General features: G+C 56.0%; 20 protein-coding genes, 1 tRNA gene and 1 pseudogene. 10 read left to right on the top strand and 12 right to left on the bottom strand.

Annotation, left to right across the window (positions count from 1 at the left end):
• The 4 genes and pseudogenes from DMG62_01770 to DMG62_01755 form a co-directional block, all read right to left on the bottom strand.
• On the bottom strand, positions 1-401 hold a 401-nt coding region (locus DMG62_01770), incomplete at its 3' end, for an RNA polymerase subunit sigma-24 (GenBank protein PYY24854.1).
• 248 nt (positions 402-649) lie between these two features.
• Positions 650-1620, bottom strand: a pseudogene (locus DMG62_01765) (alkanesulfonate monooxygenase).
• Positions 1620-2609, bottom strand: a complete 990-nt coding sequence (locus tag DMG62_01760; protein PYY24837.1) for a hypothetical protein — start codon at positions 2607-2609, stop codon at positions 1620-1622. The pseudogene DMG62_01765 and the gene DMG62_01760 overlap by 1 nt, the downstream one beginning before the upstream one ends.
• A gap of 357 nt (positions 2610-2966) precedes the next feature.
• Positions 2967-3344 (bottom strand): cupin domain-containing protein, encoded by a 378-nt coding sequence (locus tag DMG62_01755; GenBank protein PYY24836.1) that lies wholly within the window; start codon positions 3342-3344, stop codon positions 2967-2969.
• 200 nt (positions 3345-3544) lie between these two features.
• Between DMG62_01755 and DMG62_01750 the strand changes: the two genes are divergently transcribed.
• The 4 genes from DMG62_01750 (at position 3545) to DMG62_01735 (ending at position 6325) form a co-directional block, all read left to right on the top strand.
• Complete coding sequence (locus DMG62_01750; protein PYY24835.1) at positions 3545-3700, top strand: 50S ribosomal protein L34; 156 nt, start codon at positions 3545-3547, stop codon at positions 3698-3700.
• A 92-nt stretch (positions 3701-3792) separates the two neighbouring features.
• Complete coding sequence (gene rnpA, locus DMG62_01745; GenBank protein PYY24834.1) at positions 3793-4257, top strand: ribonuclease P protein component; 465 nt, start codon at positions 3793-3795, stop codon at positions 4255-4257.
• Between the two features lie 46 nt (positions 4258-4303).
• Positions 4304-4531 (top strand): membrane protein insertion efficiency factor YidD, encoded by a 228-nt coding sequence (locus tag DMG62_01740; protein PYY24853.1) that lies wholly within the window; start codon positions 4304-4306, stop codon positions 4529-4531.
• A gap of 27 nt (positions 4532-4558) precedes the next feature.
• Positions 4559-6325: a hypothetical protein gene (locus DMG62_01735; GenBank protein PYY24833.1), complete on the top strand. Its 1767-nt coding sequence runs from the start codon at positions 4559-4561 to the stop codon at positions 6323-6325.
• 342 nt (positions 6326-6667) lie between these two features.
• Here the strand turns inward: DMG62_01735 and DMG62_01730 are convergent, their stop codons facing one another.
• Together DMG62_01730 and DMG62_01725 are read right to left on the bottom strand one after the other, a co-directional pair.
• On the bottom strand, positions 6668-7564 hold the full coding sequence (locus DMG62_01730; GenBank protein PYY24832.1) for a 2-oxoacid ferredoxin oxidoreductase: 897 nt from the start codon (positions 7562-7564) through the stop codon (positions 6668-6670).
• Between the two features lie 11 nt (positions 7565-7575).
• Complete coding sequence (locus DMG62_01725; GenBank protein ID PYY24831.1) at positions 7576-9369, bottom strand: 2-oxoacid:acceptor oxidoreductase subunit alpha; 1794 nt, start codon at positions 9367-9369, stop codon at positions 7576-7578.
• Between the two features lie 146 nt (positions 9370-9515).
• Between DMG62_01725 and DMG62_01720 the strand changes: the two genes are divergently transcribed.
• The 3 genes from DMG62_01720 to DMG62_01710 all read left to right on the top strand — a co-directional run bounded on the left by DMG62_01720 (position 9516) and on the right by DMG62_01710 (position 11192).
• Positions 9516-9591 (top strand) — tRNA-Met (locus tag DMG62_01720).
• Positions 9592-9700: 109 nt separating this feature from the next.
• Complete coding sequence (locus DMG62_01715) at positions 9701-10192, top strand: hypothetical protein (GenBank protein PYY24830.1); 492 nt, start codon at positions 9701-9703, stop codon at positions 10190-10192.
• 172 nt (positions 10193-10364) lie between these two features.
• Positions 10365-11192 carry a hypothetical protein gene (locus DMG62_01710; protein ID PYY24829.1) on the top strand — a complete coding sequence of 276 codons (828 nt, stop codon included), beginning with the start codon at positions 10365-10367 and terminating at the stop codon, positions 11190-11192.
• A gap of 92 nt (positions 11193-11284) precedes the next feature.
• On the opposite strand, the gene DMG62_01705 is transcribed toward DMG62_01710, so the two are convergent.
• From DMG62_01705 to DMG62_01685, 5 genes are all read right to left on the bottom strand, one after another.
• Positions 11285-12445 (bottom strand): hypothetical protein, encoded by a 1161-nt coding sequence (locus DMG62_01705; protein ID PYY24828.1) that lies wholly within the window; start codon positions 12443-12445, stop codon positions 11285-11287.
• A gap of 247 nt (positions 12446-12692) precedes the next feature.
• Positions 12693-13373, bottom strand: coding sequence for a 7-carboxy-7-deazaguanine synthase (locus tag DMG62_01700; protein PYY24827.1), 681 nt, complete (start codon positions 13371-13373; stop codon positions 12693-12695).
• Positions 13374-13451: 78 nt separating this feature from the next.
• Positions 13452-13829: a 6-carboxytetrahydropterin synthase QueD gene (queD, locus tag DMG62_01695; GenBank protein PYY24826.1), complete on the bottom strand. Its 378-nt coding sequence runs from the start codon at positions 13827-13829 to the stop codon at positions 13452-13454.
• Between the two features lie 120 nt (positions 13830-13949).
• Positions 13950-14222, bottom strand: coding sequence for a hypothetical protein (locus tag DMG62_01690; GenBank protein ID PYY24825.1), 273 nt, complete (start codon positions 14220-14222; stop codon positions 13950-13952).
• Positions 14223-14240: 18 nt separating this feature from the next.
• Positions 14241-16265: a helicase gene (locus DMG62_01685; GenBank protein PYY24824.1), complete on the bottom strand. Its 2025-nt coding sequence runs from the start codon at positions 16263-16265 to the stop codon at positions 14241-14243.
• Between the two features lie 146 nt (positions 16266-16411).
• On the opposite strand from DMG62_01685, the gene der reads away from it, so the two are divergent.
• Both der and DMG62_01675 read left to right on the top strand, forming a co-directional pair.
• Complete coding sequence (der, locus tag DMG62_01680) at positions 16412-17803, top strand: ribosome biogenesis GTPase Der (GenBank protein ID PYY24823.1); 1392 nt, start codon at positions 16412-16414, stop codon at positions 17801-17803.
• Positions 17804-17971: 168 nt separating this feature from the next.
• Complete coding sequence (locus tag DMG62_01675; protein ID PYY24822.1) at positions 17972-18469, top strand: hypothetical protein; 498 nt, start codon at positions 17972-17974, stop codon at positions 18467-18469.
• Between the two features lie 65 nt (positions 18470-18534).
• Here DMG62_01675 and DMG62_01670 read toward each other — a convergent pair whose 3' ends face one another.
• The gene (locus DMG62_01670; protein ID PYY24821.1) at positions 18535-19023 is read right to left on the bottom strand and encodes an HIT family hydrolase; all 489 of its coding nucleotides are present in this window, start codon (positions 19021-19023) and stop codon (positions 18535-18537) included.
• 359 nt (positions 19024-19382) lie between these two features.
• Here DMG62_01670 and DMG62_01665 point away from each other — a divergent pair, with 359 nt between their 5' ends.
• The gene (locus DMG62_01665; GenBank protein PYY24820.1) at positions 19383-21323 is read left to right on the top strand and encodes a 30S ribosomal protein S1; all 1941 of its coding nucleotides are present in this window, start codon (positions 19383-19385) and stop codon (positions 21321-21323) included.
• The last annotated feature ends 65 nt before the right edge of the window (positions 21324-21388 follow it).

The raw sequence follows: 21388 nt of genomic DNA, 5'->3' as shown, positions 1-21388 counted from the left end.
GCATCGACCATGACAGGCGAATCTTCGCGCCGCGTTTTTTTCTTGCGCAAATGATCGAGACAGAGATTTGTCACGATGCGGTACATCCAGGTGTAGAAGGAGCACTCGAAGCGGAAATTGCCGAGATGACGATAGGCCTTAAGAAATGCTTCCTGGTAGATGTCCTGGGCCTCAGCCTCAGAGCCGGTCAGATGCAACGCGAGCCGCAACACCGCCTGGTCGTACTGACGCACGAGCTCTTCGAACGCAGTGCGCGAGCCGCGCTGCGCTTCGCGTATGAGGTCGGCATCGTTGACGCGGTTGAGGGTGTGGCTCACCATGGGACCGCTCGCCGCAATCGCGGTCGAGACAGAGCTGTCCTCTCTAGCCTTCACTCCCCGCGCCTGACCTGCGGTCGCCATGCGTGTATCACAGCCGAGGGCGATTTGGCCGCCCGCCACTGCGGCTAGACTTGGCATTTCTTCTCCTGGTTTATCGGCCTGCGCGATTGGGCTAAATCCCGTGCTTGCATTCCGATAGACGAGCGAGAGGAGGAAAGGTAAGCCGCGATTATACGGCCTGAAGGCTTGCCCGCCTAGAGGTTAGATGCTGCGAATTCAATAGGTTACGTGAATTCCTGAACAAGTTGTGGTCCATGCTCTTGGGCTGCCTAACTCACCGCCCGAGCCACAGTCTCGCTGGACGCTGGCAGCTGGAAGCTGGCAGCTGAATTCCCAATCACCTGCGCGGCGAACCGCTCCATCTCTTCCAGCTGTGGACTGAATTGCAGGAGCAGCAGGTCGGCTCCCGCATCTTCGAACTCTGCGACGCGCTCGCGCACTTGTTCAGGCGTGCCCACGAGTCCTGAGCGTAGTCCCCGATTTGAGACTGAATAGTCCTCGAGCGAGACGCGCTGCTCAAGCTGGGTGTTGGCCAGCCACTGCTGATAGTTTCCGTATCCGGCGGCGCTCTGTTTCACATCTGTGATGCGGGCCAGCTCGCGCTGCGCTTCAGCTTCGCTGTCGCGCACGATGGCATAAGCCGCAACACCATACTTCATGGGACCGAGCCCGAATTTCTCTCGACGTGCGGCGAGATCGTTGATCTTTTCCCGAATCCGGTCTGGCGGATCTGCACGACGGTGTCAGCGACCGAGTAGTATTTCCCGGAATAGGAAAAGTGATCCTGCTTCCAGGCGGTGTCGACGATGTCGAGCCACTCCGAGGTACGCGCGTAGCGGTCGTCGTGCTGCTCGAAATGAACCCCGAACTTGCGCGCCTCTTCTGCCCACCAGGACGACACGACATTCAACGAGACCCGGCCGTTACTAATGTGATCGATGTTGGCTGCTTGCTTCGCCAGCAGCGCCGGCAGATGAAATGTTGGCCGGACCGCGACCATCAACTCCAGTTCTTTCGTGACCGCAGCGAGCGCGGCGGCTGTGGACCAGGCATCGAGCGCCGGCGCGTCCACGCCTTTGATGTCGTTGAGATTGAGCTCAGCGATCAGCGTCAGACTGTAGCCAATCTGCTCGCTACGTCGCGCCAGTTTGCTGACGTATTCCCACGTCGGCTGCATGCTCTCGTCGTCTACGTTGCGCAGCCATCCGCCAAAAACGGGAAGCCAATATCCGTGTCGCATTACGCTACCGCCTCCTTCTGCGCGGATTTCTGGGCTTCGGCTTCGAGATAATCGACCAGTTTCACAAAGGGATCGAAGCCGATCACTCGCGGTCCGTCAGAGACGAAGTTCGACAGCGCGTTGATGTCGTAGTAATAGAGCTGGCCATCGCGGTCGTCGGTCACATACTCGATGCCGCCTACGTCGATGCCTGCAGTCTGCATGATGCGCTCGACGTCCTGGATTACCTGCGGCGGTGGCGTGTAGCCCTCGACGCGCAGTCCCGCTTTGGGAGCTTCGACGGCGCAAGTTGCGAGATTCAGCTCCACGCCGCCCGTGGTCTTGCAGATGTCGGCAGGACAGAGATCGAAGGTCTCTCCGGTGATATATACGTTGATTCCATAAAGATACTTGCCGCCGACAACTTCGACGCGCGTGATGTGTCCGTCGCGCGCCGGAATGAACTCCTGCACTAGAGCTGTGTTGTCGAGTCCCAACGAGAACTGCCCATTACGGGAAGCCTGTTCGAGCGCCTGCGGAGTATCAAAGCGCACGATGCCTTTGCCGCTGCCGCCAACGTTCGGCTTCACGATGATGGGAAAACGAAACCCCTGAGCTGCGGCTGAAGCTTCCTGCGGATGATTGATCACGCGTGCTCGCGGGTAAGGCAATCCAAGCGAGTGCAATAACGATAGCTGGGAGGCTTTTGAGATCTCATATCGAAAGCCGCGCGCGCCGTTAATGACGCGTGTCCCCAGACGCTCCAGGTGCTCGAGATAGCTGACCGTGTAATAAATCCCGTGTCCGTGACCGCGCGTGTAGGCGGATGGGCTCATCCGGTTAAAGACCAGCGAATATTTCCGATTACCGTTCGGCTCAATGTCGAAGTGATGACGTGTCGCGTCAATGCGCTCGTAGGGTGTTCCTCGCCTGTCAAGTTCGGCGAATAGCCGCTCAAACCAGTGCGGATGCTCGTGATAAATCGCAATCGGTTGTTTCAGTGCTGCCATAAATTCCTTCAAATGACGTGCTTACTAACGATTATTTCATCGCGAAAGCGCCTGGATGGGGTCTCTCATACCCCGAGAATTCCACGGGGTAACCCCAAGTTTTCCACGGGGTAACGCCGACTTTTCCACGGGGTTACCCCGAATTTTCCTCAGGGTTACGCCATCTCGTCCGTGGAGCTGGCCGCCGTCTGCCCGATCAACCACTATATCGGCGCTTGCAGGGCACCCCGCATTCACATTCGACACTCGAAGCTGAATTGGACCTCTCGATTTCACATCTTTTCCTCGACTGCCTACAATCCCTGCTACCACACAGCCGTGGATTGTCAAGACATGACTCGCCAAATCTCGAGTGCGTCAGTCCCCGGTCGGAATAATCCCTGCGTTCTCGAACATCAGGATAACGGTGCGCTGCGGTGCTCGCGTTCGGTGAAGTACGCCTTTTGGTACAACGAATCCTTGACGTGGCGCGAGCTCCACGACGCGCTCTTCCAAATCGATAAGCAACTTGCCTTCGACGACGTAGAAGAACTCGTCATCGTCGTCATGTTTGTGCCAGTGGTACTCGCCCTCGACCACTCCAACTCTCACTACGGACGCGTTTACCTGGCAGAGCGTCTGGTTATACCACTTATGCGGAGCTGCGTCGGAAAGCGCCTTCTCGTCGATTAGTTCCAGGGGCTTGTATAGGACATTCAGTCGAGTGTCATAAGGGAATTGCGTTTGAGCAGCCATACGTCCATCCTTGCGCTCAGATGTTATTCGAAATCACGAGCCTGATCAGTCAGATCGCCATTTCGTCACAGTTATAAAGCGCCAGTCTACAGATGCGCTGCTCCCAGCGAGTGCTCCGCGCAAATTGCCGCGACTGCACTGCTCCGATATACTTGAGGTTTGCTCAGCGCAAACATTTTTAGCCAGGAGTGCATTGCTCGATGCCGAAGCGCACATTTCAACCCAACCGCCGGAGGCGGAGTAAGACCCACGGGTTCCGGACTCGTATGAAGACCAAGTCGGGCCAGGCGGTGCTGTCCCGTCGCCGCGCAAAAGGACGCAAGCGGGTTTCCGTAAAACCCGGATTCCGCGAGTAATCGCGAGTTCTGACCGCGTTTCCCTCTCAACATCATCCTCCAAACGATTGTGAAGGTGAACCGGGCGAGGCCCGGTGGAGGATGTAAGCCCGATGTCGATTCCCAGTGAGCATCGATTACGCAAGCATGCCGAGTTCGAAGTCGTGTATCGCTGCGGACAACGCCACTTTTCGCAGGCACTTACGGCGTTTTATCTGCTGCGCACGGAGCCAGAGACTGTACAGCCTAAAACGTCGGGAGAAGCGGAGCGAAATCCACGCAGCAGTCGAGTCGGGATCACGGTTGGTCGGGTAATGGGAAAAGCCGTCGTCCGTAATCGTATTAAGCGTAGAGTGCGAGCGGCAGTCACGCAGAATCTTGCACGACTCACGCGTCCTGTGGACGTCGTGATTAATCCAAAAAAAGCTGCACTGGAGATGGAATTCACGCAGCTCTCGGCCGAAGTTGCTCGCGCCTTCGATGTTGTGGAACAAAAAGCAACGGTTGGCAGTAACAAAATTGACCGGGCGTTGCATCGATCGACCAAATCGGATCGTTTGGCGGCGAGAAAGTCTTAAGCAAGTGATTACTCTCTTCACAGAGATCGCGAATCGCAAGAGCACGATGGAGGTCCTGCTTCGCTTCTACAAGCTATGGATCTCGCCTGTGTTTGGCGATTCGTGCCGTTTCAGTCCGAGTTGTTCGGAATATGCAGCCCAGGCCGTAATCGAACGTGGCTGGTGGCGCGGTGGAGTGCTCGCGATTCGCAGAGTGCTACGTTGCCATCCATTCGGCGCCAGCGGATACGATCCGGTGCCCCACGCTCCATATCACGAGCAGCTTCGACCTTAGAACTTAGCAAACTATTGGCAGGTTACGTTGAACGATTTCCAAGCACCCAATCAGGAGCCAGGCTCAGAGCGACGGCTGCTACTGACTTTTGCTCTTACCTTCGTCGTCATCTTCATTACCCAACAAGTCATCTCGAAGTACTACAAGCCACCGGCGCCTGCGCAGCGGCAGGAACAAACTCAGAGAACTTCGGAGCAGAGTGCCGCGCCTACGATCCTGCCAACCACACCAGCAGGCTCAGCCGTAAAGCCCGTAAGCACGGAGGCAGCCAGACGAGCCGAACTTGAAAGTCCAACCGTCATTGAGAATGATCTCTATCGCATTACCTTCAACAATCGCGGGGGACTGGCGAAATCATGGGTCTTGAAGAAGTACAAAGATGAGCATGGCCAGCCGCTGGAGCTGGTAAACAGCATTGCAGCTCCACAGCACGGTTATCCGCTCTCGCTGTTTACTTACGACGAATCTCTCAACAAAAAACTAAATAAGGACATTCTGTACGTCGCGACAGAAGATCATTCGGGCGAGAACCGGACTCTTAGCTTCGAGTACTCCGACGGCGATGTTTCCGTCAAAAAGAAGTTCACCTTCAGCCACAGCTACGAGGTCCGGATTGAAACATCGGTCATTCAGAAGGGTTCGTACCTGACGGCCTATCCCGCGTGGCCGGCGGGATTTGGCGACCAAACAGAAGCGCCCTCCTACGCTGCAGCCCGCATTGATATCGATCGCGACGATAAGGTGGACCGGATCGCATTGAAGAAGGTAAGCGGTGGCGGGACGATCAATGGACCGTTCAACTGGGCAGCCGTGGTCGATCAGTACTTCGCCGCAACTTTCCTTCCGGACGATCCAGACCACGTCGCCGCGGTCACACTCAACAAAGAAATTCGGATTCCCAAGAATCCTGAGAAGCGCGACTCGAATGATGTGGAAGCGGTTCCTCTTCTGGGAATTGCGGCCGGCACTCCGGGCAGCCCGACAAGCGAGCGCATTTTTGTGGGGCCGAAGGCGCTCGATGTAATTTCCGACATTCGCTCCTATGCCACGCCAGCCAGTCTTTCGCCGCAGCCCAATGGGCCAACGCTCGAGAAGCTGGTCGACTTTGGCACGTTCTCGTTCTTCGCCAAGCCGCTGTTCCTCTGGCTGCGCTGGACCTTCGAACACTGGACTGGAAATTACGGCTGGGCAATTCTGGTTCTGACCGTGGTCATCAACGTGGCTCTATTGCCGCTGCGCATCTCGACCATCAAGTCGGCCATGCGGATGCAGAAGCTGCAGCCGCAAGTCACGGCCATCAACGACAAGTACAAACGCTACAAGCTCACCGATCCCCGCCAGGCAGATAAGAATCGCGAGCTGCAGGAGCTTTACAAGCGTGAGGGCGTAAACCCACTCGGCGGATGTCTGCCCAACCTGTTGCAACTGCCTTTCCTCTGGGCGTTCTATACCATGCTGGCCAGCGCCATTGAGCTCCGGCAAGCAGGATGGCTGTGGATCCACGATCTCGCCAGCCCCTCGCATGTGCTCACGATCCTATTCGTTGTATCTATGTTCTTGATGCAACAGATCACGCCACAAGCGGGAATGGATCCGGCACAGCAGAAGATGATGCAGTTCACCATGCCTCTCCTCCTCGGCGTGTTCACCTGGAAGTTATCTGCGGGTCTAAGCCTCTACTGGGCAGCGGGAAACGTCATTGGTATCGTGCAGCAAGTTGTCTTTAACCGAACCCAATTCGGCCGCGAAATGCGCGCACATCTGCAGAAGAGAGCGTTGAAAAAGCAGCGATAAGCAATTAGCGATCGGCAATAAGCGAAGACCGCTTCGTGCGCTTCCAATGTTTAAAGCACTTTCAGAATCAATGTAGCCCCGTTATTCAGGTGGAAGCCCCCGACTTCTAGTCGGGGGAAGCACGGCTTTCTAAGCAGTGCGGAGGAACGCGAAGCAAAGAGAATTGCGCGTTAGCGCTGGGCTTTGAGGCCAGCGCGCATTTCATGAAACGCGAGATACTCGTCGCGAGGCTTGAAAAGCCTCGCTCGCCTGACTAGAAGTCGGGGGCTTCCACCTGATAGGGCTACATTAGTTCTGAAAACACGGTCGGATTCGTGTTCGCTCTTCCCCGCCTCACTCCGGCTACATCAGCTCCTCGATAAATCCTCGCGTCACCTCAGCAGGCAATCGCAGATCCTGATGAAGCAACGGACCATCGTTAAGAACCGGCTCGGCAGCATGCAGCGCCGGCAGGTCAGTGCGTTCAAAGAACTTCCCAATTGGGATCTCTTCTCCCCACAGGATTGATCGTTCCATCGCGGCCGTCCAATCCGTCGCATCGTAGGTTGTGTCGTCTTCGAGCTTCTTCACCCGTGGACGGAACCACTGATAGGTGTTGTCGTGGTTGTAAGTAACGCATGGGCTGAAGACATCGATAAACGAGAAGCCCTTGTGCTCGATGCCGTGCTTGATCAACTCGGTGAGGTGCTTCTGTTCCGCGCTGAAGCCACGGGCGATGAACGTCGCGCCGGCGGCGAGAGCCATCGTGATCGGGTTCACCGGAGCCTCGATATTGCCGAAGGGCATGCTCTTTGTTTTCATGCCCAGGCGGCTGGTAGGAGAAGTCTGGCCGGTGGTAAGCCCATAAATCTGATTGTCCATCACGATGTAGAGGAGATCCACGTTGCGTCGCATGGTGTGGACGAAGTGATTGCCGCCAATACCAAAGCCGTCTCCGTCACCACCGGTCACGATCACTGTCAGTTCGTGATTCGCTTGCTTCACGCCCGTCGCAACGGCCAAAGCGCGTCCATGTAGCGTGTGCATCCCATAAGTGTTGATGTAACCGGGAAGATTCGACGAACAGCCGATGCCGCTGATCGCAACCACGTTGTGGCTTGGGATCTGCAGTTCGACTAAGGCTTTTTGCAGCGCGGCGAGCACGCCGAAATCGCCGCATCCCGGACACCAATCCGGATCCACCTTTCCCTTCATGTCGGCCATGGTTAGCGGCTTACTCGTCAATATGGCAGTCGCCATCTTCTCTTCTCCTAAACCATGATTTCGTGCGCGGGCACCGAAAGCTTGCTCTTGCCCGCGAGCTGTTCTTTCACCGCTTCCACGATGTGGTGCGGCATGAAAGGTTCGCCATCGTATTTACGGATGTGTCCATCGGGCACAAAGCTGGTCTCGCTGCGCAGGTAACGAGCGAATTGCCCGCTGTAGTTGTTTTCCACGATGATGGTGTGCCGCGAATCCTTGAGGATGTCGATGATGGCTGCACCGTGCAGTGGCACGAGCCAGCGGATCTGGAGTTGATTCGCCGAGATTCCCTGCTCCTTCAGCAATTCGCAGGCTTCTCCAATCACGCCATAGGTCGATCCCCAGCCGATCAGCGTGACCTCGGCATCGCGAAGACCGAGTAGCTGCGGCGGCGGAACCGCGGCCTCAATGCCGGTCTGCTTGCGCATGCGCTTTTCCATCATGGCGCGACGCTTGATGGGATTGGTGAACTCGTCGCTGATCAGCACGCCGTCTTCGTCGTGCTCGTCGGTTGCGGCGGTATGGATGTAACCGGGCACTCCCGGAACGGCACGCGGCGAAATACCGCTCTCGGTGATTTGATAACGCTTGTAGTTTCCGTTTGTGCCGTTCGATCCAGTGGCTCCGTTGCCATTGGTAATCAGCTCGCCGCGATCGATGGGAGGATTAAAGTCCAAATCCTTCGGATCGACACTGAGCCTTCCTTCCGACAGAAGGAGATCGCAGAGCACAATCCCCGGACACTGGAAGCGGTCGGCAACGTTGAATATCTCTGGAATGATCTTGAAGCAGTCTCCGATATCCAGGGGAGCCGCGATGACTCGCGGATAATCGCCGAAGGCTGCGCCGAGCATCTGCCATAGATCGCCTTGTTCGGTCTTGGTTGGCACTCCTGTGGACGGACCAGCGCGCTGGCAGTCGATCACTACGACTGGAGTCTCCATCATCGCCGACATACCGAGACCTTCACTCATCAGCGCAAATCCGCCGCCGGAAGTTGCGCACATAGCGCGAACGCCCGCATGGGCAGCGCCGATGGCCATATTCACCACGCCGATTTCGTCTTCGACCTGGCGAACCATCACCCCGGCCTTGCGCGCGTGCGAAGCCATCCAGTGCAGAACTCCGGTGGATGGACTCATCGGATAGGCGCAGTAGAACTTCACACCAGCAGCCACACCACCCATCGCCAGGGCCATGTTTCCGCTGGGCACGGCATAGCGGTTCTCGGTCATCGGTAGTGGCGGATCGAATGGCTTGAAATTCTGCGAGGCATAGTCGTAGCCGGTTCGCGCTATCGCGATATTCTCGGCAACCACGGCGTCACCTTTTTTTTTGAACTGCTCAATGAGCATCGTTTCCAGAGCCTGAAAGCCGATGCCCATCATGTTCAGCCCTGCGCCTACCGCGAGCGTGTTCTGCGCCACCTTATTGCGGCTAATGTCAGCTAGTTTCGAAACGGGAAGGGGGCAGAGTTGGACGCCATCTGTTGACCGCCCCGGTTTGATCGTATCGCTGTTGTAAATGCAGGCGGCTCCTGCGGAAAGAAGGCCGAAGTGACGATCCATCGTGTCCTGGTTCAAGGGAATCAGGAGATCGATCCGATCGCCCATGTTAGTGACCTTATCTGGACCTGTTCGGATGGTCAGGAACGTATGTCCGCCACGAATGATGGATTGATAAGCGTTGTAGGCGTTCAGGTGGAGACCGCGACGACTGAAGACTTTCGCGAAGATGTCGCCGGGTGTCGCCACACCCTGACCGGCAGCGCCTCCGATAGCGATGGCGAAGGTTTGGGTCATTGTGCGTATCCCGTTTTTGGCGGCCCAAGCATACACCCAAATGAGTCTTAGATCGTGAAAACGCTTCGAGCTTCTGACACAGGATGGTGTGCACCTGACCGTTATGCGAGACTTGCTTATAGCGGTTTTTGTCGAAGCTACTTTCAGGGCCTGTAGCTCAACGGTTAGAGCAGGGGACTCATAATCCCTTGGTTGGGGGTTCGAATCCCTCCGGGCCCACCAGGTTTTCTGACTACAACGGCTAGTCCCCACAAAGTTGCCGCCAAAGCAATTTGCTGTTGATGTTCCCCATTCGACCCGTCAGAGTAGAGCCCTTCGAATCGGAGCGACAATGAGCACAACCGCCGCCGCCGCATTTCCTATTCGCAAACCGAGCGCTCTGCGCGCGATTCTGTGGGCAGGGTTTTCCTGTGGGATCCTCGACATTACGGCAGCGTTCATCGTCTACGGCTTCCTTGGCGCCAAACCAATTCCCCTTCTGCAGGGTATTGCTACTGGAGTGATGGGCCCCAGTGCGCGCCAGGGCGGTCTGCCAACAGCTGCCCTGGGATTGTTCCTGCATTTCGTGATCGCATTTGGTGCAGCAACGGTGTATTTCGTTGCTAGCCGCTTCATGTCCTTTCTGACAAAGCACGCGGTGGCAACGGGATTTCTATACGGCATTGCCGTCTACTTCTTCATGCAGCGAGTGGTTATCCCTCTGTCGGCGGCGAGGAGATCGGCTTTCTCGCTGAGAATGATGATGGTTGGAATCGTGATTCACATGTTCTGCGTCGGATTGCCGATCGCGCTCAGTATTCGCAAGTACGGCAGTCCCGAATGAAGCGCCCATGCGCTGGTGCTCGCGCAATGTAGCATTTCTGAAATTGATACCCACCCTAATCCCCGGTTAGGGCAAATCACTGGTGGAGTTACAAGGCTCACCTTATCCACTCGAGAGAACTGCACAATTATCGTGAAGTGCGGCCCTCCCCCAGCCGTGAGAGAAGCCAGCTATGCGTCGTTTCATGCACGCACTCTGCGGTGGTTGGTTATTCGCTGTCGTACTCTGCATTTCCGGATGTGCCGGCTCAGTTTCTTCTGCATTCACAGGCGCCGAGCCTGCTTCAATCGTCAATCCCGGGCCGTCTCCGACTCCCACACCAGTGCCTACTCCGACACCTACACCGGTTCCAGATCCGACTCCTGCTCCTGGCGGTACGACGATCTCCAACATTGAACAGATGTCAGGATGGAACTCGTGTGACACCTGCTCTGGCGGAGGAGTGGTCACCTATTCCATGACGCAGGGACTCTCCTACCCGCAATCCGGCAGTACGCAGTTCTCCATCGGGCAGGGTGATCCGTGGAGTCATGCATTATGGTGGAAGCGTCTTGGCAACAATCCCGCGCTCTCACATTTCGTGCTGAGTCTCGATCAGTACATTGAGAACCCGGCGGCGTCTTGGGGAATCGAGTACAACGTGAACCAGCTTCTGAACGGACAGTGGTACAAGTTTTCGACGCAATGCTCGTTCGGAGACGGCATCTGGCAGGTCTGGGATTCCGCCAATAAGCAGTGGACGCGTACATCGGCGCCTTGCACGCGGCCGGCGCCGTCGAAGCACGTCCAGCTTCAGATGCAGTATGAGCGCGTCAATGGGCGAGCTCACTTCATCTCAATTTCCATGGATGGGAAGGTTTACTCGGTTGACTTGTCGTTCGATCCTCAACCGATCACAGGCACCAGTGGAGACTTCGGAGTGCACTTTCAATTGAACGGGAATGCGACGTCGGATCCATATTCGGTTTGGGTCCATAACATGTCGCTGAATTATTGGTGACGGCAGTTTGCAGCCTGTGAATCACTTCGATTAGCCATCCAGGCAAGATTGCCTGAGAGGCTTCCGCACTCTCAGGCAATTTCTTGAGCCTATTACTTCTTGGTCTTGAAACCAGTCGTCACCTTCGCCCCGAGGGTATCTAGCATTTGTTTGGCGCCATCGGCGTAAGGCCCGGTCGGCTGTAGCTCCAGATACTTATTGAAGTCATCTACAGTGCCTGGCGGCGGGATCATCTTGCCTTGCTTATCCACAGTCGCCTTTTGTAGGGAATTGATCGCGCGTTGATAGTAAGCGTCCGCGTGGGTGGGGTCTGCCTGGATCGCCTTGGTGAAAGCGGCGTTAGCTTCGTCCACCTTCCCCGTATTGGTCAGCACGGCGCCTTCGTTGTAATAAAACTGCGCAGCGCGCGTGGGATCCTGCTCGGCGGCTTTGTTGTAGGCGCCCACCGACTCAGGGATCTTGTTGGTGCGAGCATACGCCTGGCCAACATTGTTGTAATAGGAAGCCAGCATCTGCTTGGAGTTGGGGCGCGTGGATGCAGCTCCGAGTTGGATCGCTTTGCTGTAAGCGTCGATCGCCTCCGGATATTTCTTGGCCCCCAGCAAGGCGTCACCGTAAATCCCATACACCTGATCGTGCTGCCCGTTGTCAGCCTCTGCTGCCTGTTGCATCACCTGGACGGCGGCATCGTAGTTCTTGGCGGTCATGTCCGCCTGGGCTTCCTTGATTTGGGTGTTGAGATTCCCGATCTTGGCGTTCTCCTTGGTGACCTCGGCGTTTTTCTTGTTGATCTCTTCTATCTGCTTCTTCTCTTCCTCGGTCAGCTTGCGTTGTTGCGTTGGCTGCTGTGCTTGTGGAGGCGGCTGCTGAGGAGCTTCTTGTCCTGCCGGAGCTGCCGGAGCTGGAGTGAGATCGATATCGAGCTGATTTACGTCGAGGTTGAGCGAGACCTGGAACTTGGTCGTGTAGACAACCTTGCCGTCTTTGCTGACGGCGACGTCATACTTGCCGGGAGAAACACCGATACTGAAGAATTCCCCTTTCTTGTCGGTCTTAAGGTTGTACTTGCGGCCGGTCTCGGAATCCTTCAGCTGCACAGCCAGACCGGGCATTCCGCCATTCGCGTCTTTGACCGTTCCTTTTATAGTGGCGGTCTGCGCCAACGCACTAATTGCGCTAAGCAGCACGAAAAGGAAAGCAATAGCGCCTGTTTTGAGTCTCATAAGTTCCTCCGCACCCATCGATAACAGCATCTCTAATCAGCGCTTACGCTTCCGTAGCGCTGATCCCAACAGAAAAAGGTAAATCCAACATGGTGCCCGCTTCAAGCGGCAGCAAGAAGAATCGGGTGAAATGAAAACAGGCTTTCGGCGGTCGGCACTCGGCGTTCCGCCAATATGCCTCTTGTGAATTACTCAAGAACCATTTCTGGCCGAAAGCCGACAGCCGATAGCTGACAGCCAGTTCTCACTTCACCGGATGGCCCGATCACCCGATTCTTCAGACTCCCTTCGTCATCGGTTCCCAAATGAACTTGTGTATCTGCAGACCGAGACGCACATTGAGCCCATCGGCCAAGATCCATTCGACGAGTTCCCTCGGATCGAGCAGGCAGTTCGAGGCGTCGCGTTCCGGACCCGCATCCTTGCGAAACGCAGGGGAAAACAGAACATCTCGGACGCGCGATTCCAACCCATGTTCGCGAACGAAATCGCGAGCGAATTCGTAGTCGGTGCGATCGGCGATAACGAACTTCACCTCATCGTTCCTGGTAAGCGCGTCTAGATTCTCTATGCGGAAGCTGCCGCCTTCTCCCGAAGCCGGACACTTCACATCTACGATCTTATGAACCGATTTGGGAACATTCCTTAACGGACGTTCGCCGCTGGTCTCGATCAGCACCTCGCAACCGTCCGCAAGCAGTCTCTCTATCAACGGCATGAGCTCCCGTTCCTGAAGCATCGGTTCCCCGCCCGTGATCTCGAGCAGAGTCACCGGAGCCAGCTTCTTCACTTCCGCGAGGACTTCATCGACAGACATCTTGCGGCCGCCGGTAAATGTGTACTCGCTGTCGCACCAGGTGCACCGAAGATTGCATCCGGCGAGGCGCACGAAGATGCATGGGAGGCCTGCGAAGGAAGACTCACCCTGAACAGATTTGTAAATTTCGATGATGTACATGAAAGCGGCAATAAGCGATAAGCAACAGCGGGGCTCGGTTTTCTCTCCTTATGCCAATCGCTTATTGCTTGTTGCTATTTACTCCGAATACTTCGCTGTCGTCGTATCCGTCTCCCAGATGGTCACTTGCTTTACGCTGACGCGGCCTGAGGTTGAGCTCTTAAGAGTAACGTTAGTCTCGTCGAAGAAAAATTTTGCCAGATTCTCGGCCGAAGGATTCAGCGTAGTGAACGGAGCCACGTCGTTGATCATGCGATGATCGAGCCGCTCGATCACTGGCTTCATCACCATTTTCAGCTCCTTGAAATCGAGCAGCAGCCCGGCCTGATCGAGTTCGCGGCCTTGCAGCGTGATACGCACCTTGTAATTATGGCCGTGCGGGTTCTCGCATTTCCCACGGTAATTGCGCAGGTAGTGTCCCGCGGCAAAGCTGTCTTCAACAGTAACTTCGTACATGCTTCCTCAGAATTGTCCTCGCAGAGAGATAAATGCAGGAATTAGGTTTCCGGCGCCAAAAGGCTTTTACAGCCAATCAGAGGACTTGTGTCTATTGTATCGCGAGGATTTTGCAGGCGCTTAGCGCTCGCTGGCGCGAAGGCTGTAGTAGATCCCGAGCAGGCCGCAGGCGGCAGCCAGGATAAGAAGAAAGATGCTGCGTGTAACCCATAGGCTGCGCAGTAATTCCGCATCGGCAAAGGCTCGCTGCGGCTTGGGCAGCATCGCGATGCTAATCTGCGCTCCCCAACGCATACCGACGACAGCAGAGATGAAGAGGGCGATGCAGGCGGTCCAGAGGAGGCGAACTTTGGTGAGGAAGCTCACTGCAAGGATTGTAGCGATGCTCCCCATTACGATAATGAATCGCACTCATGATGAGACGGATTCATCATGAAAGAACTGTTCGACGTCTTCGAGTCCATTCGCCATTCCGTACTTCGGCAGGCTTTCGAGGAACACCCGCCCATAGCGCTGGCGGTGGATGCGATTGTCCAGCAGTACCAGAACGCCGCGATCATGAAGGGAACGAATCAAACGGCCAAATCCCTGCTTTAACGTGATCACTGCTCCGGGAACCTGGTACTCCATAAACGGATTGCCACCATCAGCAGCAATCGCTGCGACGCGAGCTGCGACTACTGGATCATTGGGCACAGCAAAAGGAAGTCGGTCGATAATCACGCAGCTAAGCTGCTCGCCCTGTACGTCCACTCCCTGCCAGAACGATGAAGTTGCGAAGAGGGTCGCATTCGGAGTGGTGCGGAACTCTTCGAGCAACGCGCTGCGGGGCGCTGAGCCCTGGATGAGCATGGGATATTCGAGCTCGCCTAGCAGACGTTCGTAGATGTCGTGCATTTGCGAGTAGCTGGTGAATAGACAGAAGGCGCGGCCTTGTGTGACTTCGAGCACGCGACGCATCACCTGCGCTGCTCGTGGAGCAAACTGATCGCTGCGAGGATCGGGAAGATCCGGAGGCACGTAGAGCACCGCCTGACGCGAATAGTCGAAATGGGAGGGCACGATCAGCGCGCGCGCGTGGTCGAGTCCCAGTCGTCGCTGGATATATTCGAAGCCATTGCTCACAGCCAGCGTCGCCGAGGTGAGAACAGCAGTATCCAGATTCTCAAATAGCGTTTGACGCAGCAGCTGAGAAACGTCGATGGGAGTTGCTTGCAACGAGACGATTTTGGCGCCGGATCGCCCGCGTCCACCGCGGCGTTCGATCCAGAAGACGGTGTTGCGATCTTTGGATTCCAGAATGAACGAGAGCTGGACCTTAAGCTCCTCTGCGCGCCGCATGAATTGGAACAATTCTTCCGGCTTTTGCTCGATGCGTTCGAGCTCGGCCGCGAGGCGCGTAAACGCATTTAAGACGGAGATATATTCGTCGCCGTTCTCTTCGAGAAATCCCTCGCGATTGTTAAAAGCAAAGCGGCCTTCACCGCAAGGGATTAGTCCAAAAAAGAATTGAGAACGCTCACGCAGGTTGTTGCAGGCCGTGGCAACCGCCGCCGGTAGCGTCTGGCGCTGGCGTAGCATTGTCTCGACGTCGCGCGCGAGTTCGTCGAGACGCAAATTGCTTACCGAGACTCCGAAGTAGCTGCCGGCCACTTCTTCCAGCTCGTGGGCTTCGTCGAAGATCACGATTCCGGCTTCGGGAAGTACTCCGACATCCGGCGCTTCATCGGTGGCCCGCTTGATGGCCAGATCTGCGAAGAAAAGATGATGGTTAACGATAACGATATCGCTTTCGAGCGCGCGACGGCGCATCTCGGTAATGAAGCAGCGATTGAATTGCGGGCACTTCTGCCCCGTGCACGCATCTGAGCGAGCGTCAATTTTGTGCCAGAGAGCGCTCGATTCAGGCAGGCCCGCGATCTCCGCGCGGTCACCCGTCTCGGTATGCTGTTCCCATTCCGCAATGGCCTGGTACTGCTCGACCTCGGCGAGTTCCCGGAGGATCGGCTGATTTTTGAGGTCATAGAGCTTTTGCCGACAGAGATAATTATTGCGTCCTTTCATGTAACAGACGCGCAGCTTACCTTCAACGGCCGCTCCGGGGAACAAAACTTGTTCCAGAAAAGGAACATCTTTATAGAAGAGCTGCTCCTGCAAATTCTTCGTGCCCGTCGAGACGATTACACGTTTGCCGGAACGAATCGCTGGCAGCAGATAGGCGAGCGTCTTGCCCGTTCCGGTGCCGGCTTCGACGAGCAGGTGTCGTTTGTCGTTAATCGCCTGCTCGACCGCTTCGGCCATCTGGAGCTGTCCCCGCCGGAACTCGTATGCAGGATGGCAGCGGGAAAGTGCTCCTCCGGGAGCGAAGAATGAATGCAGCGAGCCTGTAACTCGAGCCGGCTGCGGCGCAATCGCATTTTGAGGAACAGAAGACAAGGGAGCCCGGGCCGCGCACGAGCATCGCGGAGCGAGTCTCTATAATAACTTGGTTGTTGCAACTCTCCGCGAAATCAAAGTCATTGCCTAAGTCTTCCCCCAACTTGCTTAATCACCGGCGTGCCACAGCCGAGAAGCACACGCCCATGCTGGCGATTGTCGGACGTCCTAACGTCGGCAAGAGCACTCTTTTCAACCGTCTGATCGGCAGGAGACGATCCATCGTCGGAGATGAGCCGGGAATCACACGCGATCGCCTGTACGGCAAAGCCCAATGGAATGGCCGCGAAATCGAAGTCGTCGATACCGGCGGAATCATTCCTGATGACAAGCAACTGATTCCCTCTGAGATTTATCGGCAGGCACGGGTGGCGTTTGAACAAGCGGACGTGATCGCGATGGTGGTGGATGGTCGTACTGAACTGGCCTCTCCCGATATAGAGCTGGCGCGATTGCTCATCCGCAGCGGCAAGCCCGTAATGCTTGCGGTCAACAAAATCGATTCTCCCAAGCTGGAAGCAGGAGCGGAAGAATTCCGCCGGCTCGGCATCAAGAATGTTTTTCCTGTCTCAGCAGAGCATGGAAATGGCCTGGGCGAGTTTCTGGACGCCGCACTTGAGTTGATGCCGGCCTCGGCCCAGCTGGCGGAAACGAGTGTGGCACAGCCGCCCTCGGCTGTGTCTATCCCGGCCGAAACAGAAGTGGAACAGCCTCGGCGACAAGAGCCGGCAGAGACGAAAATTGCAATTATCGGCAGACCCAACGTCGGCAAGTCGACATTGCTGAATCAGCTCACCGGTACGTCGCGAGCTATCGTGTCTCCAATTGCCGGCACCACGCGCGACGCTGTGGATGAAGTCGTAGAGCGGGACGAACAGAGTTATCGCTTCATCGACACTGCCGGTATCCGCCGCAAAGGCAAAACCAGACTGATGGCGGAGAAGCTCTCCGTGGTGATGGCGCGCAAGCATCTCGAAGCTGCAGATGTTGCTCTGCTGGTGATCGATGCCATTGAAGGAGTCACCGCACTCGATGCGACGATCGGTGGATACGCGCATGAGAGCGGGCGCTCGGTGGTGATTGTCGTGAACAAGTGGGATTTGGTCGGCTCACAGCGTCAGGATGGCAAGCCTGCCGCCGATCAGGAGTTGTTCGAGAAACAGCTGCGTACTGTGCTGAAGTATCTGAGCTACGCTCCGGTGCTGTTTATTTCGGCAACCAGCGGCAAGAATGTTGATCGAGTCTTCACTGCGATAGAACGCGTCGCGCAAGAACGCCGCAAGCGAATCACTACGGGAGAAATGAACCGTTTTCTCAAGTCAGTTGACTTCGACCGCGCGTCATCACCGGGATACAAGATGAGAATCCAGTACCTGACTCAGGTGTCAGTATCTCCTCCGACGTTCGTGGCATTCACGAATCGTCCCGGAAAGCTGCATTTCTCTTATCAGCGCTTCCTCGAAAATCAAATTCGGCGCGCGTTTGGGTTTGAAGGAACGCCGATTTGGATCAAGGCTCGCGGGAAAGAGAAGAAGTGACTTTTTTTATTGGTCATTCCGAAACGCCTGCTGTTGGCGTGAGGAATCCCTATAGTTGCGATGCTTCTCGTTGATGCCTTCATCTTGGTCACAATAGGGATTCCTCTCTCCTGCTCACGCGAACTGCACGCCTGAGCATCCGCTCGGAATGACAAAGATCAGGAGCTCATGTCTACGATCGACGAAGTCCTGCTCGCTAATGAGAAGTACGCGCAGAAGCACACGGCGCGCCACCTCTCACCACGTCCGACGAGGCGGCTCGCCGTCGTTACATGCATGGACACTCGCCTAACCAAGACAACGCTCGGCCTCGACGACGGCGATGCGCACATCATTCGCAACGCCGGTGGAATCGTCACAGAGGATGCCCTACGCTCGCTTCTAATCTCGCATTACCTGCTGGGGACAGAGGAGTTCATGGTGATCAATCACACAGACTGCGGTCTCATGCGCTCTACGGAGGATGAGCTGCGCGGAATGATCGAACGCCACGCCGGCACGGCAAGCCTTTCCCCCGAGCGGTTCTACGCGTTCAAGAAGCCGGAAGAAAATGTCCGCAAACAGCTCGAGAAGCTGAAATCGCATCCTTGGGTGAAAAAAGAGATCACTGTACGTGGATTTGTGTACGACGTGGACACGGGCCGATTGAAAGAAGTGTTTGCCTGAAAGCGGCGATAAGCGATTAGCTAAATCGCAACTCCTATAGCTAATTGCTTATCGCTAATCGCTGCCTATGGCTGCTTTTCAAACTCCTTCTTCATCCGTTCCCAGGTTATATCGAGCGCCTCTGGCAGCACTCGTGTTTCGGCGACTACCGTCATGAAGTTCGCGTCAGCGATCCAGCGGGGAAGGACATGCATATGAATGTGCCCAGCCACCCCGGCTCCAGCGGCTGCCCCGATGTTCATTCCCAGATTGATACCATCTGGGCGGTAGAGGTTCCGCAAGACCTTCTCGGTGCGCTGGCACAATTCCATCATTTCTTGGGCTGCCCCTTGGGGAAGCTTTTGGAGTTCGTCGAGGTGATCGTAGGGGATTAGCATTACATGGCCTGACGTGTAGGGAAAGGCATTGAGGCAGATGTAGCAATGGCTCCCTCGGTGTACGATCCAGGCCTTGCGGTCGTCCCCATCATGACGCTTGTCGCAGAAGACGCAGCCCTGGCCCTCGTTTGCCCCTGTGATGTAGGCATATCGCCAGGGCGTCCAGAGATAGTCCATAAGAGCGGCAAGTATAGATGAGGGTCTCTTGAGGACCGCCAAAGCATGCTAAAGACGCAGCTGCTGCGTCTCTCTGACGTGCTCTTGAAACGAGCTACATTGGGGTTCGCGAAAATAGCTTTAACTCGCTGTTCAACTTGGGCTTGCGGGGTTTGACACTGTCTCCGAGCGATTGCTATAGTCAGAATATCGATCAGCAGCGGAAGCGTTGTCTATCGATCCGGCCGCAGAGTTTCCTCTAGCCCGAACGGGCCCACACACAAGAGAGCTTATGCAGCCATCACTCCGCTCATGCGGGCAGCCGGGGCACCACCCTCTGTCTTTTCGGGACGATTCCCGTAGCGTGAGCGGGAAGGACCATGTTGTTCGAAGAGAGCACAGCCCGCGACCTGAACCCTATCGTCGAAGAGGGCTCTGCAAGCACGCAGACTTCCTCCCACGAGACCCAGCCAGTAAACGCGCATCCTGGAAGCTCACAAAATTCCAATCACGAGAATACAGCCCTGACTACCGAAACTGTTGAAACCACCGCACTAGCCACCGAAAACCCACAATCGTCCGCTCCCGAGCATGAGACCAGCGCTCAACATGGGCCTGAGACTCCACGCGAGGAGATGGATTTCGCCGCTGCCCTGGAGAGCTTTGAGGCTGAGCAATCGGCCGCAGAAGCTGCCGCTCCCGCCGATGACCATATCCAAAAAGGGACCGTGGTAAAGCTGACCGACAAATATGTTGTCGTGGACGTTGGCTCCAAGTCCGAAGGCATGGTACCGATCGCCCAGGTCATGGGACGCGATGGCCAGCCGCGCTTCAAGCCGGGCGACAGCATCGACGTGGTCAGCGATCGCGGTGAGACAGAGGAAGGATACGCCCTGCTGTCGCATGAGAAGGCAGCCCGTGTCCGCGTTTGGGAAGACATCGAGAAGGCTTACAACGACAAGAGCACGATCAAAGGCTATGTGGTCGATCGCGTCAAGGGTGGTCTATCCGTGGATGTGGGTGGCGTGCGCGCATTCCTGCCGGGTTCCCAGGTTGATCTGAAGCCGGTCCGCAACCTCGACGGCTTTAAAGGCCATGAGATTGACGTCCGCGTAATCAAGCTGAACAAAAAGCGCGGCAATATCGTGGTTTCGCGTAAACAACTGCTGGAAGAAGAGCAGGCGGATAAACGCTCCAAAACACTTGAGCACTTGGAAGAAGGAGCTGTTCTTACCGGTTCAGTCAAGAACCTCACCGATTACGGTGCGTTCGTTGATCTCGGCGGGCTCGATGGCCTGCTGCACATCACCGACATGTCATGGGGACGCCTCACGCATCCCCGTGATCTTGTGAATGTAGGCGACGAGATCCACGTGAAGGTTCTGAAGTTCGATAAGGAGAAGCAGCGCGTTTCTCTAGGCTTCAAGCAGCTCACTCCTGACCCGTGGCTCGATGCTGCAGAACGATATCCGATCGGCGCTCATGTGAAGGGACGTGTTCTCAGTGTCACCGACTATGGAGCTTTCGTAGAACTGGAGCAAGGCATTGAAGGTCTGGTCCACGTAAGCGAAATGACATGGTCGAAGCGGATGAAGCATCCATCGAAGATCGTGAAGCCAGGAGACGAAGTTGAGACCGTTGTGCTCAACGTGAACCCCACGGAGCGCCGCATTTCTCTTGGACTCAAGCAGCTCGAGCAGAATCCGTGGGAGCAGCTGCACGAGAAATATCCGGTCGGCAGCGTAGTCGAAGGCAAGGTTCGCAACCTTACCGATTTCGGTGCCTTCATCGAGATCGAAGACGGCATCGATGGATTGGTGCATGTCAGCAATCTGAGCTGGACCAAGCGCGTGAAGCATCCCTCCGAAGTCCTGAAGAAGGGCGAGAAGGTGAAGGCGCAGGTGCTTGCGATTGAGCCTGAGCATCGCCGTTTGTCACTCGGCATCAAGCAGATGCAGCCCGATGTATGGGAGACATTCTTCGCTTCCCACCGTCTCGGCGATGTGGTTCATGGCAAGGTGCTGCGCACAGCTCAGTTTGGTGCATTTGTCGAAATCTCCGAAGGAGTTGAAGGGCTTTGCCACAACTCTGAGGCGACCGATTCACATGGCACTCCGATTAAGCTCGAGCCTGGACAGGAGCATGACTTCAAGATCATCAAGATGAATCCGGAAGAGAAAAAGGTCGGTTTGAGTCTGCGCGCCGTCGGCGAGGAGGCCAGCCGTGCGGATGTTGAAGCCTATAAGCAGCCGGTTTCAAGTTCAACTACTACGCTAGGCGAGATCATGAACTGGAAGCGCGCCAGCAACGACCAAGATTGAGCAACTCTCCCTCCTGAATATGGAAGGCCGCCAGAATGGCGGCCTTATTTTTTGCCGGCAACATG

Source organism: Acidobacteriota bacterium, from assembly GCA_003225175.1.
Taxonomy (GTDB): Bacteria; Acidobacteriota; Terriglobia; order Terriglobales; family Acidobacteriaceae; genus Gp1-AA112.
This window is presented reverse-complemented; position numbering and strand designations above follow the sequence as displayed.